At 71.8% G+C, this 14,210-nt stretch carries 12 protein-coding genes; 10 read left to right on the top strand and 2 right to left on the bottom strand.

Annotated features, from left to right (window positions below; translation table 11 throughout):
• Window positions 1–167 precede the first annotated feature (167 nt).
• From DEI95_RS15315 to DEI95_RS15285, 7 genes are all read left to right on the top strand, one after another.
• Window positions 168–2,396 (top strand): ATP-dependent DNA helicase RecG, encoded by a 2,229-nt coding sequence (locus tag DEI95_RS15315; protein WP_111060788.1) that lies wholly within the window; start codon window positions 168–170, stop codon window positions 2,394–2,396.
• Window positions 2,397–2,423: 27 nt separating this feature from the next.
• Window positions 2,424–2,912 carry a pantetheine-phosphate adenylyltransferase gene (coaD, locus tag DEI95_RS15310; protein ID WP_111060778.1) on the top strand — a complete coding sequence of 163 codons (489 nt, stop codon included), beginning with the start codon at window positions 2,424–2,426 and terminating at the stop codon, window positions 2,910–2,912.
• An 80-nt stretch (window positions 2,913–2,992) separates the two neighbouring features.
• Window positions 2,993–3,571: a DUF177 domain-containing protein gene (locus DEI95_RS15305; protein WP_258367624.1), complete on the top strand. Its 579-nt coding sequence runs from the start codon at window positions 2,993–2,995 to the stop codon at window positions 3,569–3,571.
• A gap of 47 nt (window positions 3,572–3,618) precedes the next feature.
• Window positions 3,619–3,822 carry a 50S ribosomal protein L32 gene (gene rpmF / locus DEI95_RS15300; protein WP_022905230.1) on the top strand — a complete coding sequence of 68 codons (204 nt, stop codon included), beginning with the start codon at window positions 3,619–3,621 and terminating at the stop codon, window positions 3,820–3,822.
• 13 nt (window positions 3,823–3,835) lie between these two features.
• Window positions 3,836–4,567 carry a ribonuclease III gene (gene rnc / locus DEI95_RS15295; RefSeq protein WP_111060776.1) on the top strand — a complete coding sequence of 244 codons (732 nt, stop codon included), beginning with the start codon at window positions 3,836–3,838 and terminating at the stop codon, window positions 4,565–4,567.
• Window positions 4,568–4,571: 4 nt separating this feature from the next.
• Window positions 4,572–5,537, top strand: a complete 966-nt coding sequence (mutM, locus tag DEI95_RS15290; RefSeq protein WP_111060775.1) for a bifunctional DNA-formamidopyrimidine glycosylase/DNA-(apurinic or apyrimidinic site) lyase — start codon at window positions 4,572–4,574, stop codon at window positions 5,535–5,537.
• 31 nt (window positions 5,538–5,568) lie between these two features.
• Window positions 5,569–9,309, top strand: a complete 3,741-nt coding sequence (locus DEI95_RS15285) for a chromosome segregation SMC family protein (protein WP_111060774.1) — start codon at window positions 5,569–5,571, stop codon at window positions 9,307–9,309.
• Between the two features lie 115 nt (window positions 9,310–9,424).
• Here the strand turns inward: DEI95_RS15285 and DEI95_RS15280 are convergent, their stop codons facing one another.
• Complete coding sequence (locus DEI95_RS15280; RefSeq protein ID WP_110826136.1) at window positions 9,425–10,453, bottom strand: TerC family protein; 1,029 nt, start codon at window positions 10,451–10,453, stop codon at window positions 9,425–9,427.
• A 228-nt stretch (window positions 10,454–10,681) separates the two neighbouring features.
• Here DEI95_RS15280 and ftsY point away from each other — a divergent pair, with 228 nt between their 5' ends.
• From ftsY to DEI95_RS16790, 3 genes are read left to right on the top strand one after another with little or no spacing between them, the layout of a single operon-like run.
• A complete protein-coding gene (gene ftsY, locus DEI95_RS15275) occupies window positions 10,682–11,551 on the top strand; it encodes a signal recognition particle-docking protein FtsY (protein ID WP_110826137.1) in 870 nt (289 codons plus the stop codon).
• A complete protein-coding gene (locus tag DEI95_RS15270; RefSeq protein ID WP_110826138.1) occupies window positions 11,548–12,906 on the top strand; it encodes a hypothetical protein in 1,359 nt (452 codons plus the stop codon). Before ftsY ends, DEI95_RS15270 begins: the two co-directional genes overlap by 4 nt.
• 21 nt (window positions 12,907–12,927) lie before the next feature.
• On the top strand, window positions 12,928–13,095 hold the full coding sequence (locus DEI95_RS16790; RefSeq protein ID WP_181419521.1) for a hypothetical protein: 168 nt from the start codon (window positions 12,928–12,930) through the stop codon (window positions 13,093–13,095).
• 249 nt (window positions 13,096–13,344) lie between these two features.
• Here DEI95_RS16790 and DEI95_RS15265 read toward each other — a convergent pair whose 3' ends face one another.
• Window positions 13,345–14,139, bottom strand: coding sequence for a nucleotidyltransferase domain-containing protein (locus DEI95_RS15265; protein WP_111060773.1), 795 nt, complete (start codon window positions 14,137–14,139; stop codon window positions 13,345–13,347).
• Window positions 14,140–14,210: the final 71 nt, after the last annotated feature.

The following is a 14,210-nucleotide window of genomic DNA, read 5'->3' as shown; positions in this document are numbered from 1 at the left end:
AGCCCAGCCGGGGAGGCTCGTGGCGGGTCGGACGTCGCGGGTACCGTTGGGGCGTGGCCACCTCCAGCACCGATGCCGCTCCGACGAGCCCAGCCGCGGGCGCCGACGCCGCCCGTGCGGGCGCTGCGTCGGTCGGCGACGCGCCGTCCGCTGCCGTGGGGGGACCCGTGCAGTGGGGCCCGGCGCCGCTCGACGTGCGGCTGGCGAACGTCCTCGGTGGGCGGACGGCGAAGGCGATCGAGAAGGCGTTCGGGCACCGCACCGTCGGGGAGTTCCTCGAGCACGCTCCGCGTCGCTACGCGGAGCGCGGCGCACTCACGGCGCTGGACTCGCTCGCGATCGGCGAGTCGGTCACGATCGTCGCCGAGGTGGTCGAGGTCCGGGAGCGCACCATGCGGGCGCGACGGGGCTCCATCCTCGAGGCCAAGATCGGGGACGGGACCGGCCTGCTGACCCTGACGTTCTTCAACCAGGGGTGGCGGACGAAGGACCTCGTGCCCGGCGCCCGCGGGGTCTTCGCCGGCAAGGTCGGCGACTACCGCGGCGCCCGGCAGCTGGCGCACCCGGACTACGAGCTCTTCGACCGGGACGACCCCCGCGCCACGGCGGACCCGGGGTCGGAGGAGGCGATCCGCTGGTCGCGCCAGCCGATCCCCATCTACCCGGCCACGGCCTCCCTGTCGTCCTGGCAGATCGCGAAGGCCATGGGGGTCGTCCTCGACACGCTGCCGGACGTCGCCGACCCGATCCCGGCCTCCGTCCGGACCCGGCTCGACCTCGTGCCGTTCCGTCGGGCACTCGAACTGCTGCACCGGCCGGAGAAGGTGTCCGACTTCAAACGGGCGCAGGACGCCCTGCGCTACCGCGAGGCGTTCGTGCTGCAGACCGCGCTGGTGCAGCGCCGGATCGCGGCGCGGGCCACGGCGTCCGTCGCCCGGACCGCGTCGCCCGGCGGCGTCCTCGAGCGCTTCGACGCGAGCCTGCCGTTCACCCTGACCGACGACCAGCGGTCGGTCGGGGCCGAGATCGCGCAGGACATGGCCGGGACCTGGCCGATGCACCGGCTCGTGCAGGGCGAGGTCGGTTCGGGCAAGACCCTCGTCGCGATCCGGGCGATGCTCACCGTGGCGGAGTCCGGCGGACAGTCCGCGCTGATCGCCCCGACGGAGGTCCTGGCCGCGCAGCACCTCCGGTCGATCGTGAAGTTCCTCGGGCCGGACCTGGCCGCGGAGCTCCGTCCGGTGATCCTGACCGGGTCGCAGTCCACCGACGAGCGCCGGCGGGCGCTGCTCGCCGCGGCGTCCGGTGGGTCCCGCCTCGTGGTCGGCACCCACGCGCTGCTCGGCGACCGGGTGGACTTCGCCGAACTCGGCCTGGTGGTCGTCGACGAGCAGCACCGCTTCGGGGTGGAGCAGCGTGAGGCCCTGCGGACGAAGGGCTCGACGCCACCGCACGTGCTCGTCCTCACCGCGACGCCCATCCCGCGGACCGTGGCGATGACCGTGTTCGGCGACCTCGACGTCTCGACGATCGAGGGCATGCCGTCCGGCCGGGCCGGGGTCGAGACGTTCACCGTCGGGCTCGCCGAGCACCCCGGGTGGGAGTCCCGCATCTGGACGCGGATGGCCGAGGAGCTGGCGGACGGGCGCCAGGCGTTCGTCGTCTGTCCGGCGATCGACGACGCGCACGGCGAGGACGACGGGACGCCCGCTCCCGCCGGCGTCGGAGCCGCGGCCGACGGCACGCCGGGCGGCGCCGACGCCGACGGCACGCCGACCAGGAAGCCCGCGACGGTCCTCGCGACCGCGGAACGGATGCGCGCCATGCCCGTGCTCGCGGGGCGGCGCATCGAGGTCCTGCACGGCCGGATGTCGGCGGAGGAGAAGGACCGCGTGATGACGTCCTTCGCCGACGGCGCGGTCGACGTGCTCGTCGCGACGACGGTGATCGAGGTCGGTGTCGACGTCCCGAACGCCTCGATGATGGCGGTGCTCGACGCCGACCGGTTCGGTGTCTCGCAGCTGCACCAGTTGCGCGGGCGCATCGGTCGCGGGCAGTACGCGGGCGTCTGCCTGCTCGTCACCGCCGCCGAGGTGGACACGGTGTCGCGGGAGCGCGTGGACGCGGTGGCCGCGTCCGACGACGGGTTCGAGCTGGCACGGGTCGACCTCGAACTGCGCCGGGAGGGCGACGTGCTCGGCGAACGGCAGTCGGGTGGGCGGTCGTCGTTGACGCTCCTGCGCGTGGTGCAGCACGCCGACCTCATCGTGGACGCGCGGGAGGAGGCCGAACGTCTCCTTGAGGACGACCCGGACCTGAGCGGCAGTCCCGCGCTCCGGGACGCCCTCGCACGCCGCCTCGACGAGTCCGACGCGGCCTTCCTCAGGAAGAACTGAGCGGCGTCGGCCGGTATCGTCGCCCCCATGACGAAGATCGCCGTGGTGCCCGGCTCGTTCGACCCCGTGACGCTGGGACACCTCGACGTGATCGCCCGTGCCGTGGACCTGTTCGACGAGGTGCACGTGCTCGTCGTGCACAACCCCGACAAGAAGGCGGCACTGTTCGACGCCGGGGACCGGGTCCGGCTCATCCGGGAGTCCATCACGGAGCTCGGGATCCCGGGCCGGGTCGTGGTCGGGGAGTGGACGGCCGGGCTCCTGGTCGACTACTGCCGGCAGGTGGGGTCGAAGATCCTGGTGAAGGGCGTGCGGTCCGGCGAGGACGTGGCCTACGAGACCCCGATGGCGATCATGAACCGGCACCTCGCCGGGGTGGAGACGGTCTTCCTGCTGCCGGACGCCGCCCGGGCGCACGTCTCGAGCTCGCTCATCCGGCAGGTGTCGTCCCTCGGTGGCGACGTGACGCCGTACGTGCCCGACGCGGTGGCCCGCGCGCTCGCCGGGCGGGCCTGACGGCCGGACCGACGGACGGCCGCCCTCGACACGCTCCGGGTGCTCGACTCGTCGGCCTGAGCGGGGTAGGCTGGTTGATCGTGTCTTCCTCCGTGAACAGCCCCTACGCCCTGCGTGTGCGTGACCTCGCGCACCGGCCGGGCGACATGCGCGAGGTGTCGCTCGACATCACCGTCCCGAGCACCCTCGGCGCCGGTCTCATCGCCGTGTGCGAGGGCGACCAGATGCACCTCGACGTGAAGCTCGAGGGCCTCCACGAGGGTGTGCTCGCGTCCGGCACCGCCCGGGCCGAGGCGACGGGGGAGTGCTCGCGCTGCCTCATCGACGTCAGCGAGCTCGTCGAGGTCGAATTCGCGGAACTGTTCGCGTATGATGCCTCGGAGGAATTCGACTACCAGGTTCACGATGACCACGTGGATTGTGAACCGGTCGTCCGAGACGCGGTGGTGCTGTCACTGCCGTTCCAGCCGGTCTGCCGGCCGGACTGCCCAGGACTCGACCCGGAGACGGGTGAGCGCCTGGCGGACATCGGCGAGCGGCCGACCACGTCGGCCACCGATCCTCGCTGGGCTGCGCTCAGCGGGATCCAGTTCGACGACAGCACGCCCGACCAGACCACCGCGGACGAGGAGCGGACGCCGGCCGACCAGGCCGAGTGACCGCCACCGCCCACGACTGACCACCGACCAAGCGAAAGAGAACCACCATGGCCGTCCCCAAGCGCAAGCAGTCCCGTGCGAACACGCACGCCCGTCGATCGCAGTGGAAGGCCGCACCGGTCCAGCTCGTGAAGACGATCGAGAACGGCAAGGTCACCTACAGCCTCCCGCACCGCGCGAAGGTCGTCGAGGACTCGGCCGGCACGCCCCTGTACATGGAGTACAAGGGCCGCAAGGTCGCCGACGTCTGATCGGACTCCCCTCATGACTGCGACGTCCGGCGCCGCGGGGTCCCGCCCCGTGGGGTCGGACGTCGTTCGTCTACGCGAGCTCCTCGACGTGCCGGTGGACCTGGAACTCCTGCAGCTCGCCCTCACCCACCGGTCGTACGCGTACGAGCACGGCGGGATCGGGCACAACGAGCGGCTCGAGTTCCTCGGCGACTCCATCCTCGGGCAGGCCGTGACCGTCAAGCTGTTCCGTGACTACCCGGAACTCGACGAGGGCGAGCTCGCCAAGCGGCGCGCGAGCCTCGTCTCCACGGTCGCCCTCGCCGAGATCGCCCGCCACATCGGGCTCGGCGCGTACCTCCGGCTCGGCAAGGGCGAGGAGCAGACCGGTGGTCGCGACAAGTCGTCGATCCTCGCCGACACGGTGGAAGCCGTGATCGGGGCGACGTACCTGTCCGCCGGCGCCGACGCCGCCACCGACCTGGTGCTGCGGCTCGTCGCGCCGCTGCTGGTCGACCCCGCGCGGTTCGGCGCCGCGATGGACCCGAAGACGAGCCTGCAGGAGCTCGCCTCCGCGCGCTCGCTCGGCAACCCCGCCTACCGCATCACCGAAGCGGGCCCGGACCACGACAAGACCTTCCACGCGACGGTCGTGCTGCAGGGCGAGGACGTCGCCACCGGCACCGGCACGAGCAAGAAGACGGCGGAGATGTCCGCCGCGCTCGACGCCTGGACGCGACTGTCCGGACGTCCCGTCGAGGGCTGACCGGGTGCCCGAACTCCCCGAGGTCGAGGTCGTCCGCGCCGGCCTCGAACCCGCCGTCACCGGCGCCAGGGTGCTCGCCGTGCAGGTGCACGACGAGCGCGCGCTCACCCGCCACGACGGGCCTGCCGAGGACTTCGCGCACCGCCTGACCGGGCGGACGATCGCCGCGGCCGTCCGTCGCGGGAAGTTCATGTGGTTCCCGCTGGACCACGACGGGGACCGACCCGAAGCACTGGTCGCGCACCTCGGCATGAGCGGCCAGATCCTGCTCGGCCGCGACCGACCCGCCGCACGGCACCGGCGGATCGTCCTCGACGTGCAGCCTCCCGGGACGGACCGGGACGGGGCCCCGGAGGCACCGGTGCAGCTCGAGTTCGTCGACCAGCGCACATTCGGGTCGATGGCGATCGACCGGATGCTCCCCACGATCGACGGAGCGCCTGCCGGGCACGCCGGGCACATCGACGCGACCGACCCGGAGGCGGACTGGCGTCGGCGGATCCCGTTCCAGGTCTCGCACATCGCCCGCGACCCGCTCGACCCCGCGTTCGACGACGACCGCTTCACCGCCGCGGCGCGGAAGCGGTCGAGCGGGATCAAGCGGGTCCTGCTCGACCAGGGCGTCATCAGCGGGATCGGGAACATCTACGCCGACGAGTCGCTGTGGGCAGCGCGGCTGCACTTCGACCGACCGGCGGACCGGTTGCCCCGGGCGACGCTCCACCTGCTCCTCGACGAGGTCCGGGCGGTGCTCCGCCGCGCACTCGAGGACGGCGGGACGAGCTTCGACGCGCAGTACGTCAACGTGAACGGGCAGTCCGGGTACTTCTCGCAACGCCTCGCGGTGTACGGCCAGCAGGGAGAGCCCTGCCCGCGGTGCGGCACCGCGATCGTGCGTGAGGCCTTCATGAACCGGTCGAGCCACCGCTGCCCCGTGTGCCAGCCCGCTCCGCGGCAGCGCAGGCGTTAGCCTGACGCGAACCGACCAGCCCGGAGACCGCATGTACCTGAAGAGCCTGACCCTCAAGGGGTTCAAGTCCTTCGCGCAGCCCACGACGTTCGCGTTCGAGCCGGGCGTCACGTGCATCGTCGGCCCGAACGGCTCCGGCAAGTCGAACGTCGTCGACGCCCTTGCCTGGGTGATGGGGGAGCAGGGGGCGAAGACCCTCCGCGGCGGCAAGATGGAAGACGTCATCTTCGCCGGCACCGCCACCCGCGGTCCGCTCGGTCGCGCCCAGGTGACCTTGACGATCGACAACGCCGACGGTCTGCTGCCGATCGAGTACGCCGAGGTGACGATCTCGCGGACGCTGTTCCGGAACGGTGGCAGCGAGTACGCCATCAACGGCGAGAACTGTCGGTTGCTCGACGTCCAGGAGCTGCTGAGCGACACCGGGCTGGGCCGGGAGATGCACGTCATCGTCGGGCAGGGCCAGCTCGACAAGGTGCTGCACGCCACCCCGGAGGACCGGCGCGGCTTCATCGAGGAGGCTGCCGGCATCCTCAAGCACCGCCGCCGGAAGGAGAAGACGCTCCGCAAGCTCGACGCGATGCAGACGAACCTGACACGGTTGTCGGACCTGGCGGGGGAGATCCGCCGGCAGCTGAAACCGCTCGGACGCCAGGCCGAGGTGGCCCGCAAGGCGCAGTCGGTCGCGGCCATCGCCCGGGACGCCAAGGCCCGACTGCTCGCCGACGACGTCGTGCGGTTGCGGCGCGAACTGCGCGACCACGTCGAGGTCGAGACCGGTCGGAAGTCCGAGCGCATCGTCCTGCAGGAGCGGCTCGAGCAGATCCGGCAGCGGCAGCAGCAGGTCGAGCAGAGCATGGTCGGCGACGACGTCGACCGCGCCCGGACCGTGGTCCACCGGTTGGAGAGCGTGCAGGAGCGACTGCGCAGCCTGTCGATGCTCGCGAACCAGCGGCTGATGTTCCTCGCGCAGCAGGCCGAGGCGCCGCAGCAGGGCCCGACCGTCACGCCCGAGCGGGTCGCCGGCGTCCGCGCCGAAGCCGACCGGCTCGACCTTCGTGCGCAGGAGATGCAGGGTGGGACGACCGCCGTCGGTGAGCGGGTGCAGGCCGCTCGCGCCGCGCTCGACGCGCTCGACGAGCAGATCGCCGCGCAGGCTGCCCTCGTCGCGCAGCACGACCTGGACGGCCAGCGGCTCGCCGGGGCCGTCGAGGTGGCGCGCTCGCGGCGGTCGTCGGCCGTCGCCGACCGGGAGCGGCGGGAGCGGGCGCTCTCCGAGGCGGTCGTCCGTGCCGAGCAGGCCGCCGCCACCCTGGAGGACCTCGGTCGCGACCCGGCGCTGGACACCGACGACGAGACACTCACTGCGACGCTGGCGGCGGCCCGCGACCAGCTCGACCGAGCCCAGGCGGACCGGGACACGCACCGGGACCGGCTGCACGCGCTCGAGCGCGAACGGGACGCCCTCGACGCCCGGATCGCCGCGCTCGCGCTCTCGATCGACGTCCGTGACGGTTCGCAAGCGCTCATCGACGCCGGTCGCGAGGGGATCGCCGGCCGGCTCGCCGACCGTCTCACGGTCACGCCCGGGTACGAGGCGGCCGTCGCCACCGCACTCGACGGGCTCGCGGACGCCGTGCTCGCCGAGGACCGGCGGGCTGCGCTCGACGCCGTCGACCACGCCCGGGCCGCGGACCTCGGTCGCATCGACGTGGTCGTCGCCGACGTGGCCGGCAGCGCGTCACGGCTGCCCGCCGCGCTGCCGCCCGGCGTCCGAGCCGCGCTCGACGTCGTGACCGGCCCGCCCGCGCTCACCGCGGTCCTGGCGGAGACGCTGGTCGCCGACCGGGACGAGGTCGACCTGGAGGCGGTGCTCGCGGCCGCCCCGGACGCCACGGTGGTCACGCGGTCCGGCGACCTCGTGCGCGCGGCGCGGGTGACCGGCGGCGGGCAGCGCTCGACGTCCCGCATCGAGTTGACCGCGGACCGCGACGCAGCGGCCACCCGCCGGGAGACCGTGGTGAGCGAGGCGGAGGAGGCGGCCGCGGGCCTCCAGGCTGCGCGGACCGCGGTCGAGGCCGCACGGCGGGCGGCGGACGAGGCGGACCAGGCCGCGCGCGCCCACGCCCGCGCGACCGCGGAGTACGACCGGACCAGTGCCTCCGCCCGGGCCCGGGCGGAGAACACCGCTGCCGAGGTCGAGCGGCTGCGCGCAGCCCTCGCCGAGACGGAGGGTGCGACCGCAGCCTCCGAAGCGGCACTCGCCGCGGCCGAGGCGGAGCTCCGGGCCTTCGCGGTGCGCCCGCGCCCGGTCGTCGACGCGTCCGCCCGGCCGGCGGCGCAGGACGCCGTCGACGCCGCCCGGGCGGCGGAGATCGAACACCGACTGCAGGTCGAGACCGCCCGCGAGCGTGCCCGGGCCGAGCGGCGTCGGGCGGACCAGCTCGAGCGGCAACTCGGCGCGGAGCGGGCGGCGGCCGAGGAGGCTGCGCGTCTCGCGGTCATCCGACGGGGGCAGATCGCCTCGGCCGAGGGTGTCCTGGCCGACCTGCCGGTGGTCCTCGCCGCCGTCGACCGTTCGCTGGCCGAGGCCCGGGTGCAGCTCGCGACCGAGGAGTCCGAGCGCACGAAGCGCAACACCGAGCTGCAGGGCATCCGGAACGAGGAGCGCGAGCTGCGGGACCGTCTGCAGACCATCACGGACGGGGTGCACTCGCTCGAGATGGAGATCTACGAGAAGCGGCTGCACCTCTCCGGGGTCCTCGACCGTGCGCAGAGCGAACTCGGGCTCGGCGAGACCGTGCTCGTCGCCGAGTACGGGCCGGACGTCCCCGTGCCGGTCGACGTGCTCATCGACCCGCGGGTGCTCGCACGACGGCACCGCGAGGCGGCACGAGCGGCCGCTGCCGAGGACGTGTCGACGGAGGCCGAGGACACGGCCGCTGACGACCTCGACCCGGTCGGTGTCGACGTCGACGAGACCGACGACACCGACGAGACCGTGCTCGCCGCCGGCTCGACCCTGCCCGGCGGGCCTGCCCTGCCCGAGTACGAGGCACCCGATGTCGACCCCGCGGACGTCCCGACCACGCCGTACGTCCGCGCCGAGCAGGAGCGTCGACTCGCCGCGGCGGAGCGTGACCTCGGGCGGCTCGGCAAGGTGAACCCGCTCGCGCTCGAGGAGTTCCAGGCGCTCGAGCAGCGGCACGCGTTCCTGTCCGACCAGCTCGACGACCTGCAGAAGACCCGCGCCGACCTCCTGACGATCATCGAGGAGCTCGACGGGAAGATGCAGACCATCTTCGCGTCCGCGTTCGAGGACACCCGCGAGGCGTTCGACGTCGTGTTCCCGATCCTGTTCCCCGGCGGTTCGGGATCGATCACGTTGACGAACCCGGACGACCTGCTCACCACCGGCATCGACGTGCAGGTCAAGCCCGCGGGCAAGAAGATCGACCGGCTGACGCTGCTGTCCGGCGGGGAGCGGTCCCTGGCTGCCGTGGCGCTGCTCGTGGCGATCTTCACGGCCCGGCCGAGCCCGTTCTACATCATGGACGAGGTCGAGGCGGCGCTCGACGACGCGAACCTCGGCCGCCTGCTCACCGTGTTCGGGCGGCTGCAGGAGTCGTCGCAGCTCATCGTCATCACGCACCAGAAGCGGACCATGGAGATCGCCGACGCGCTGTACGGGGTCTCGATGCGGCAGGACGGCGTGTCCGCCGTCGTCGGCCAGCGGGTGCAGAAGCCCGAGCCCGCCGCAGCGGTCGCGTAGCCGACGCGGTCGGAGACGGACGGGAGGCTCCCCACCGGCCGGTTCCGGACCGACGCGCCAGCGACGGGTCGGCCGTGACCGGTGGGGAGCCTCCTGTCAGGCGTGCAGGTGGCGACTACTTCGCGTCGGCCTCGACGGCGTCCGCCGGCTCGCCGGTCGGGGTGAGGCCGCGCTGCTGGCGCTTCTTCGACACGACGAGGCTCGCGACCGTCGCGACGGTGATCGTCAGGAGGATGAAGCCCAGCGAGAACCAGATCGGGATCTCGGGCGCCCACTCGACGTGCTGACCGCCGTTGATGAACGGCACCTCGTTGACGTGCAGGGCGTGGAAGACGAGCTTCACGCCGATGAAGGCGAGGATGACGGCCAGGCCCTGACCGAGGTAGATGAGCCGCTCGAGCAGGCCGGCGATGAGGAAGTAGAGCTGGCGGAGACCGAGGAGCGAGAACGCGTTCGCGGTGAACACGATGAACGCGTCCTGCGTCAGCCCGAAGATCGCGGGGATCGAGTCGAGCGCGAAGAGCACGTCCGTCAGGCCGATCGAGACCATGACGAGCAGCATCGGGGTGAAGAGGCGCTTGCCGTCGACCTTGGTGGTGAGGCGGTCACCGTCGTAGTGCTCGGAGGTCGGGATCACGCGGCGGAGCAGACGGATGAGCTTCGAGTCGCCCTCCTCGGCACCGTGTTCGTCGCCGCCCTTGGCCTGCGACCACGCGAGCCAGAACAGGAGGAGACCGAACAGGTAGAAGACCCACGAGAAGTTCTCGATGATCGTGACGCCGAGGGCGATGAAGACACCGCGCGCCACGAGGGCGATCGCGACACCGACGAGCAGGACCTTCTGCTGGAACTCCTTCGGCACCGCGAAGGTCGTCATGATGATGAGGAAGACGAAGAGGTTGTCGACCGACAACGCCTTCTCGGTCAACCAGCCGGCGAAGTACTCACCGCCGGCCTGTCCGCCGCCGAACACCCACACGCCGACACCGAACAGGATCGCGAGCGCGATGTAGACGATGGACCAGAAGGCCGATTCGCGGATGTGCGGCACGTGCGGCGTGCGCACGTGCGAGAAGAAGTCGAACACGAGCAGGCCGAGGATGCCTGCGATCGTGAAGAGCCACACGTACAGGGGGACGTCCATGGAGAGCCTCCAGGTCAGGGGCGTGCCACACAGAGAAAGTGGGTACGCCGGAGCCTGAAGGTCTCTTCCGCCGCGGTCCCGTCCGGTGATCCGGTGGGGCCGCGACCGACGCCCCGGGTCCGGGTCGTTCCGGGCCGTACTGACGGGGTCGCCGAGAGGGAATACTCCCCTTCGCGACTCCGACCCTACCGAAGGCCGGCACCGAGTGGGCACCCGTAAGCTGGGAACATGGCGAGTAGTTGGTCCCTGTCCTCCCGGCTCCGTGGTCTGTTCCAGCGGAAGACCATCGACGAGACGACGTGGGAGGACCTGGAGACGGCGCTGATCGGCGCGGACTTCGGCCCCGACATCTCCGAGGAGATCATCGAGGACCTCCGTGCGCGCGTCGCCCGGTACGACACGACGGACCCCGCCGACCTCAACCGCATGCTGCGCGAGGTGCTCGAGGAGCGGCTGTCGAAGCTGGACACGACGCTCAAGCTGAGCAACCGTCCCGCCGTGGTCCTCGTCGTCGGCGTCAACGGCGTCGGCAAGACCACCACCATCGGGAAGTTCGCGAAGTTCCTCCGCACCTACGACCGCACGGTCCTGGTCGGCGCGGCGGACACGTTCCGCGCCGCGGCCGTCGAGCAGGTCGCGACGTGGGCGCAGCGTGCCGGCGTCGACGTCGTCCGCCCCGCACAGCCCGGGCAGGACCCGGCGTCGGTGGCGTACCAGACCGTCGAGCGTGCGATCCGCGAGGGCACGGAGATCGTCGTCATCGACACCGCCGGCCGGCTGCACACGAAGGCCGGGCTGATGGACGAGCTCGGCAAGATCAAGCGCGTCGTCGAGAAGCAGACCGAGATCGCCGAGGTCCTGCTCGTGCTCGACGCGACGACCGGGCAGAACGGGCTCGCGCAGGCGCAGGCCTTCATCGAGGGCGCCGGGGTCACGGGACTCGTCATCACGAAGCTCGACGGGTCGGCCAAGGCAGGGTTCGTGCTCAGCGTGCAGGAGAAGACGGGCATCCCGATCAAGCTCATCGGCCAGGGCGAGGGCATCAACGACCTGACCGGCTTCACGCCGCACGTCTTCGTGCAGAACCTGGTCGGGTGAGTCCCGTCCTCCGCCGGCTGACCGACCGCGCTCCCGGCGGCGTCTCCGTCCTCGAGCTCGTGGTGATGTGCTGCGTCGCCGTCGCGCTCACGTTCGGGAGCCTGTTCCACAAGCTGCAGTGCGCGGCGGACGGGTTGGACCTGGCGTACGTGACGGGGCACGCGTGCCTCGGCGACACCCTCAGCCTGTGGGGGATCCGCGACCTCGGGTCGCACGTGTTCCCCTACGTCGGGGAGCTCACCGACCGCGGTCTGCCGCCCGGCACCCTCGAGTACCCGACGCTGACCGGCCTCTGGGCCTGGCTGTCGGCACTGCCCGTCGACTCGCTGCGCGGGTTCCTCGTCGTCACGGCGATCACCTTCGTGCCCGTGGTGGTCCTGGTCACCGTGTTCCTGGCCCGCGTCGCCGGACGCCGCGCTTGGGTCTTCGCCGCGACTCCGCCGCTGTTCCTCTACGCGCTCTACAACTGGGATCTGCTCACCGTGCTCTGCACCGCTGCCGGCCTGTTCGCCGCGGTGCGGTGGCCGGCCGGACGCGCACCCGTCTGGCGAGCGGTCGTCGTCGGGGCGCTGTTCGGCCTCGGCGGGGCCTTCAAGCTCTACCCGCTCGCGTTCGTCGCACCGTTCGTCCTCGCCTTCCTGGTCGACGCCGGTGTGGCGTGGCCGGACCGGTTCCGTCGCGCGGCCGCTGCCGTGGCGGGTGCCGTCGGCGTGGTGCTCGCGGCCAACCTGCCGTTCGTGGTCGTCAACGCCACGTCGTGGTTCTCCGTCATCCGGTTCCAGGGCACCCGGGCCATCGACCCGAGCACGATGTCGGTCTGGTACTGGGGCCTGCAGCCGTGGTCGGCGAACCCCGACCCGGGCGTGCAGCACAAGCTGAACCTGCTCTCCACCGGAGCGACCGCGGTCGCCGTGCTGGCCGTCCTGGTCGTCGGGCTCCTCATCGGGCTCCGCCGCGGTCGGATGCCGTGGATCGAGACGAGTGCGGCCCTGCTCTGCGCCTACCTGGTCGCGAACAAGGTCGATTCGCTGCAGTACGTCCTGTGGCTCACCCCGTTCTTCGCGGTCGTGCGCATCCGCCTGTGGTGGGTCGTCGCGTACATGACGGCGAACCTGCTGCTCTTCGTCGGCTGGTTCCACAGCTTCGCGCTGAAGGCGGTCGGCATGACGGCGCGGAGCTGGGCGGACGAGGCGCAGTCGATCGGCATCTGGGGACAGATCATCCTGCTGCCGATCCTGGCGGTCGTCTTCCTCCGCAGTCGTGCCGTGGACAGTGACGTCGCTCAGGGTGTGGACGTCGACGTCGACCGGCGCGCGCAGCAGCCCGCTGACGTGTACCGTCCGGCTGGTACCTGACCGACCGGAAGAGGACATCTCATGCCCGCACTGCTCATCATCGCGATCATCGTCGGCGTCGTCCTGCTGATCACCGGCATCGTCAGCGCCGCGCTCAAGGCCCTGCTCTTCATCGGGCTGGTGCTCATCGTGCTCGCCGTCGTGGGGTGGATCCTCCGGCGCGTGCGCGGAGGCGGCTCGCGCGTCTGACGTCGCGACACCACGGCCACTGGCGCGTCCCGTTCGGCGGGGACGCGCCAGTCGTCGTTCCGGTCGCGCTGTCGAGGTGACGGACGGCCCGGACCGGTGGGAGGCCTCCCGGCCGGCCGCTGCCGGTGGTGCCCGCCGGTCCGGGAGTCGTACCGACTGGCGCCCTGCCGGCGCCTCGAGCAGGTGCGCCATCGGACTGAGTACCGGGCCGGGGATGGTACCGGCCGGCTCTGGTGCTCCGGTGCGGTCTCACGACCAGCGGCGCAGCTCCGCTCGGAAGTAGTCCTCGGCGATCTGGCGGGCCTCCGTCGCGGTGCTGCTCGGTGGGACGTCGTCGAAGCCGGCGGCACGGTCGAGTTCGTCGGCGACGAAGCGCTGGAGGACGTCCGGAGCGGTGGCCGTGCCCATCTCGCGGGTCCTCGCCTTCAGCTCGATGAGGTCCGCCGTGGCGTCACGGACGTGCGACGGGACGGTCGAGTCGGCCAGCAGGGTCGACAGGTCCATCGGCGGGGTCGCGCTCTCCGGGTGGTCGTGGAGCCACCGGAGTGTCGATGCTGGGCGGAGGACGTAGAAGAACCGCTTCAGCGTGAGGTCCCGCTCCTGCTGTCGGTGCGCGACGTGCAGGTAGTGTCGGCCGATGCGTCCGCGGTCCGCGACGGCCGCGGCCAGGGTCAGGAGGCGGTCGCGGAAGCCCTCGTCTCCGCTGTAGACGATCGGGGATCGCAGCCACTCCGTCACGGTCGCGTTGCCGTTCACCAGGAGACGGACGGTCTTCGCCAGGTCCCACCCGTTGACGTCGAAGACGGCATCGAGTGGGGTCTCGATCACGTCCCGTCCCGGCCACAGTGCGAGGTAGTCGTCGGAGCGTCGCACGAAGAGGAACCGGCAGTCGTAGTCGCTGTCGGGCGACGGGAACCCCCAGGCCCGACTGCCGCTCTCGATCGCCCACGGCACGCGGACGCCGTGGTCCTGCTCGACGCCCACGAGCCGGCGGTCGATCTCTGCGACGACCTCTGGGTCGAGTGTGGGGGGTACGTTCCGCATGGCCCGACGCTAGCGCCCCATCGCGGGACACGATCACCGCTCCGACGTCTTGTGATGCTCTGATCAAAAGA

This window comes from Curtobacterium sp. MCBD17_008 (genome assembly GCF_003234475.1).
Classification (GTDB): domain Bacteria; phylum Actinomycetota; class Actinomycetes; order Actinomycetales; family Microbacteriaceae; genus Curtobacterium.
The sequence above is the reverse complement of the archived record's forward strand: the minus strand, read 5'-3'. Positions and strand labels throughout refer to the sequence as shown.

Bases quoted from the DNA above. Each gene is read 5' to 3' on its own strand.
- rpmF (WP_022905230.1), top strand. From the start codon at position 3,619: ATGGCCGTCCCCAAGCGCAAGCAGTCCCGTGCGAACACGCACGCCCGT.
- DEI95_RS15265 (WP_111060773.1), bottom strand. From the start codon at position 14,139: ATGCGGAACGTACCCCCCACACTCGACCCAGAGGTCGTCGCAGAGATC.
- DEI95_RS16790 (WP_181419521.1), top strand. From the start codon at position 12,928: ATGCCCGCACTGCTCATCATCGCGATCATCGTCGGCGTCGTCCTGCTG.
- rnc (WP_111060776.1), top strand. From the start codon at position 3,836: ATGACTGCGACGTCCGGCGCCGCGGGGTCCCGCCCCGTGGGGTCGGAC.
- coaD (WP_111060778.1), top strand. From the start codon at position 2,424: ATGACGAAGATCGCCGTGGTGCCCGGCTCGTTCGACCCCGTGACGCTG.
- DEI95_RS15285 (WP_111060774.1), top strand. From the start codon at position 5,569: ATGTACCTGAAGAGCCTGACCCTCAAGGGGTTCAAGTCCTTCGCGCAG.
- ftsY (WP_110826137.1), top strand. From the start codon at position 10,682: ATGGCGAGTAGTTGGTCCCTGTCCTCCCGGCTCCGTGGTCTGTTCCAG.
- DEI95_RS15280 (WP_110826136.1), bottom strand. From the start codon at position 10,453: ATGGACGTCCCCCTGTACGTGTGGCTCTTCACGATCGCAGGCATCCTC.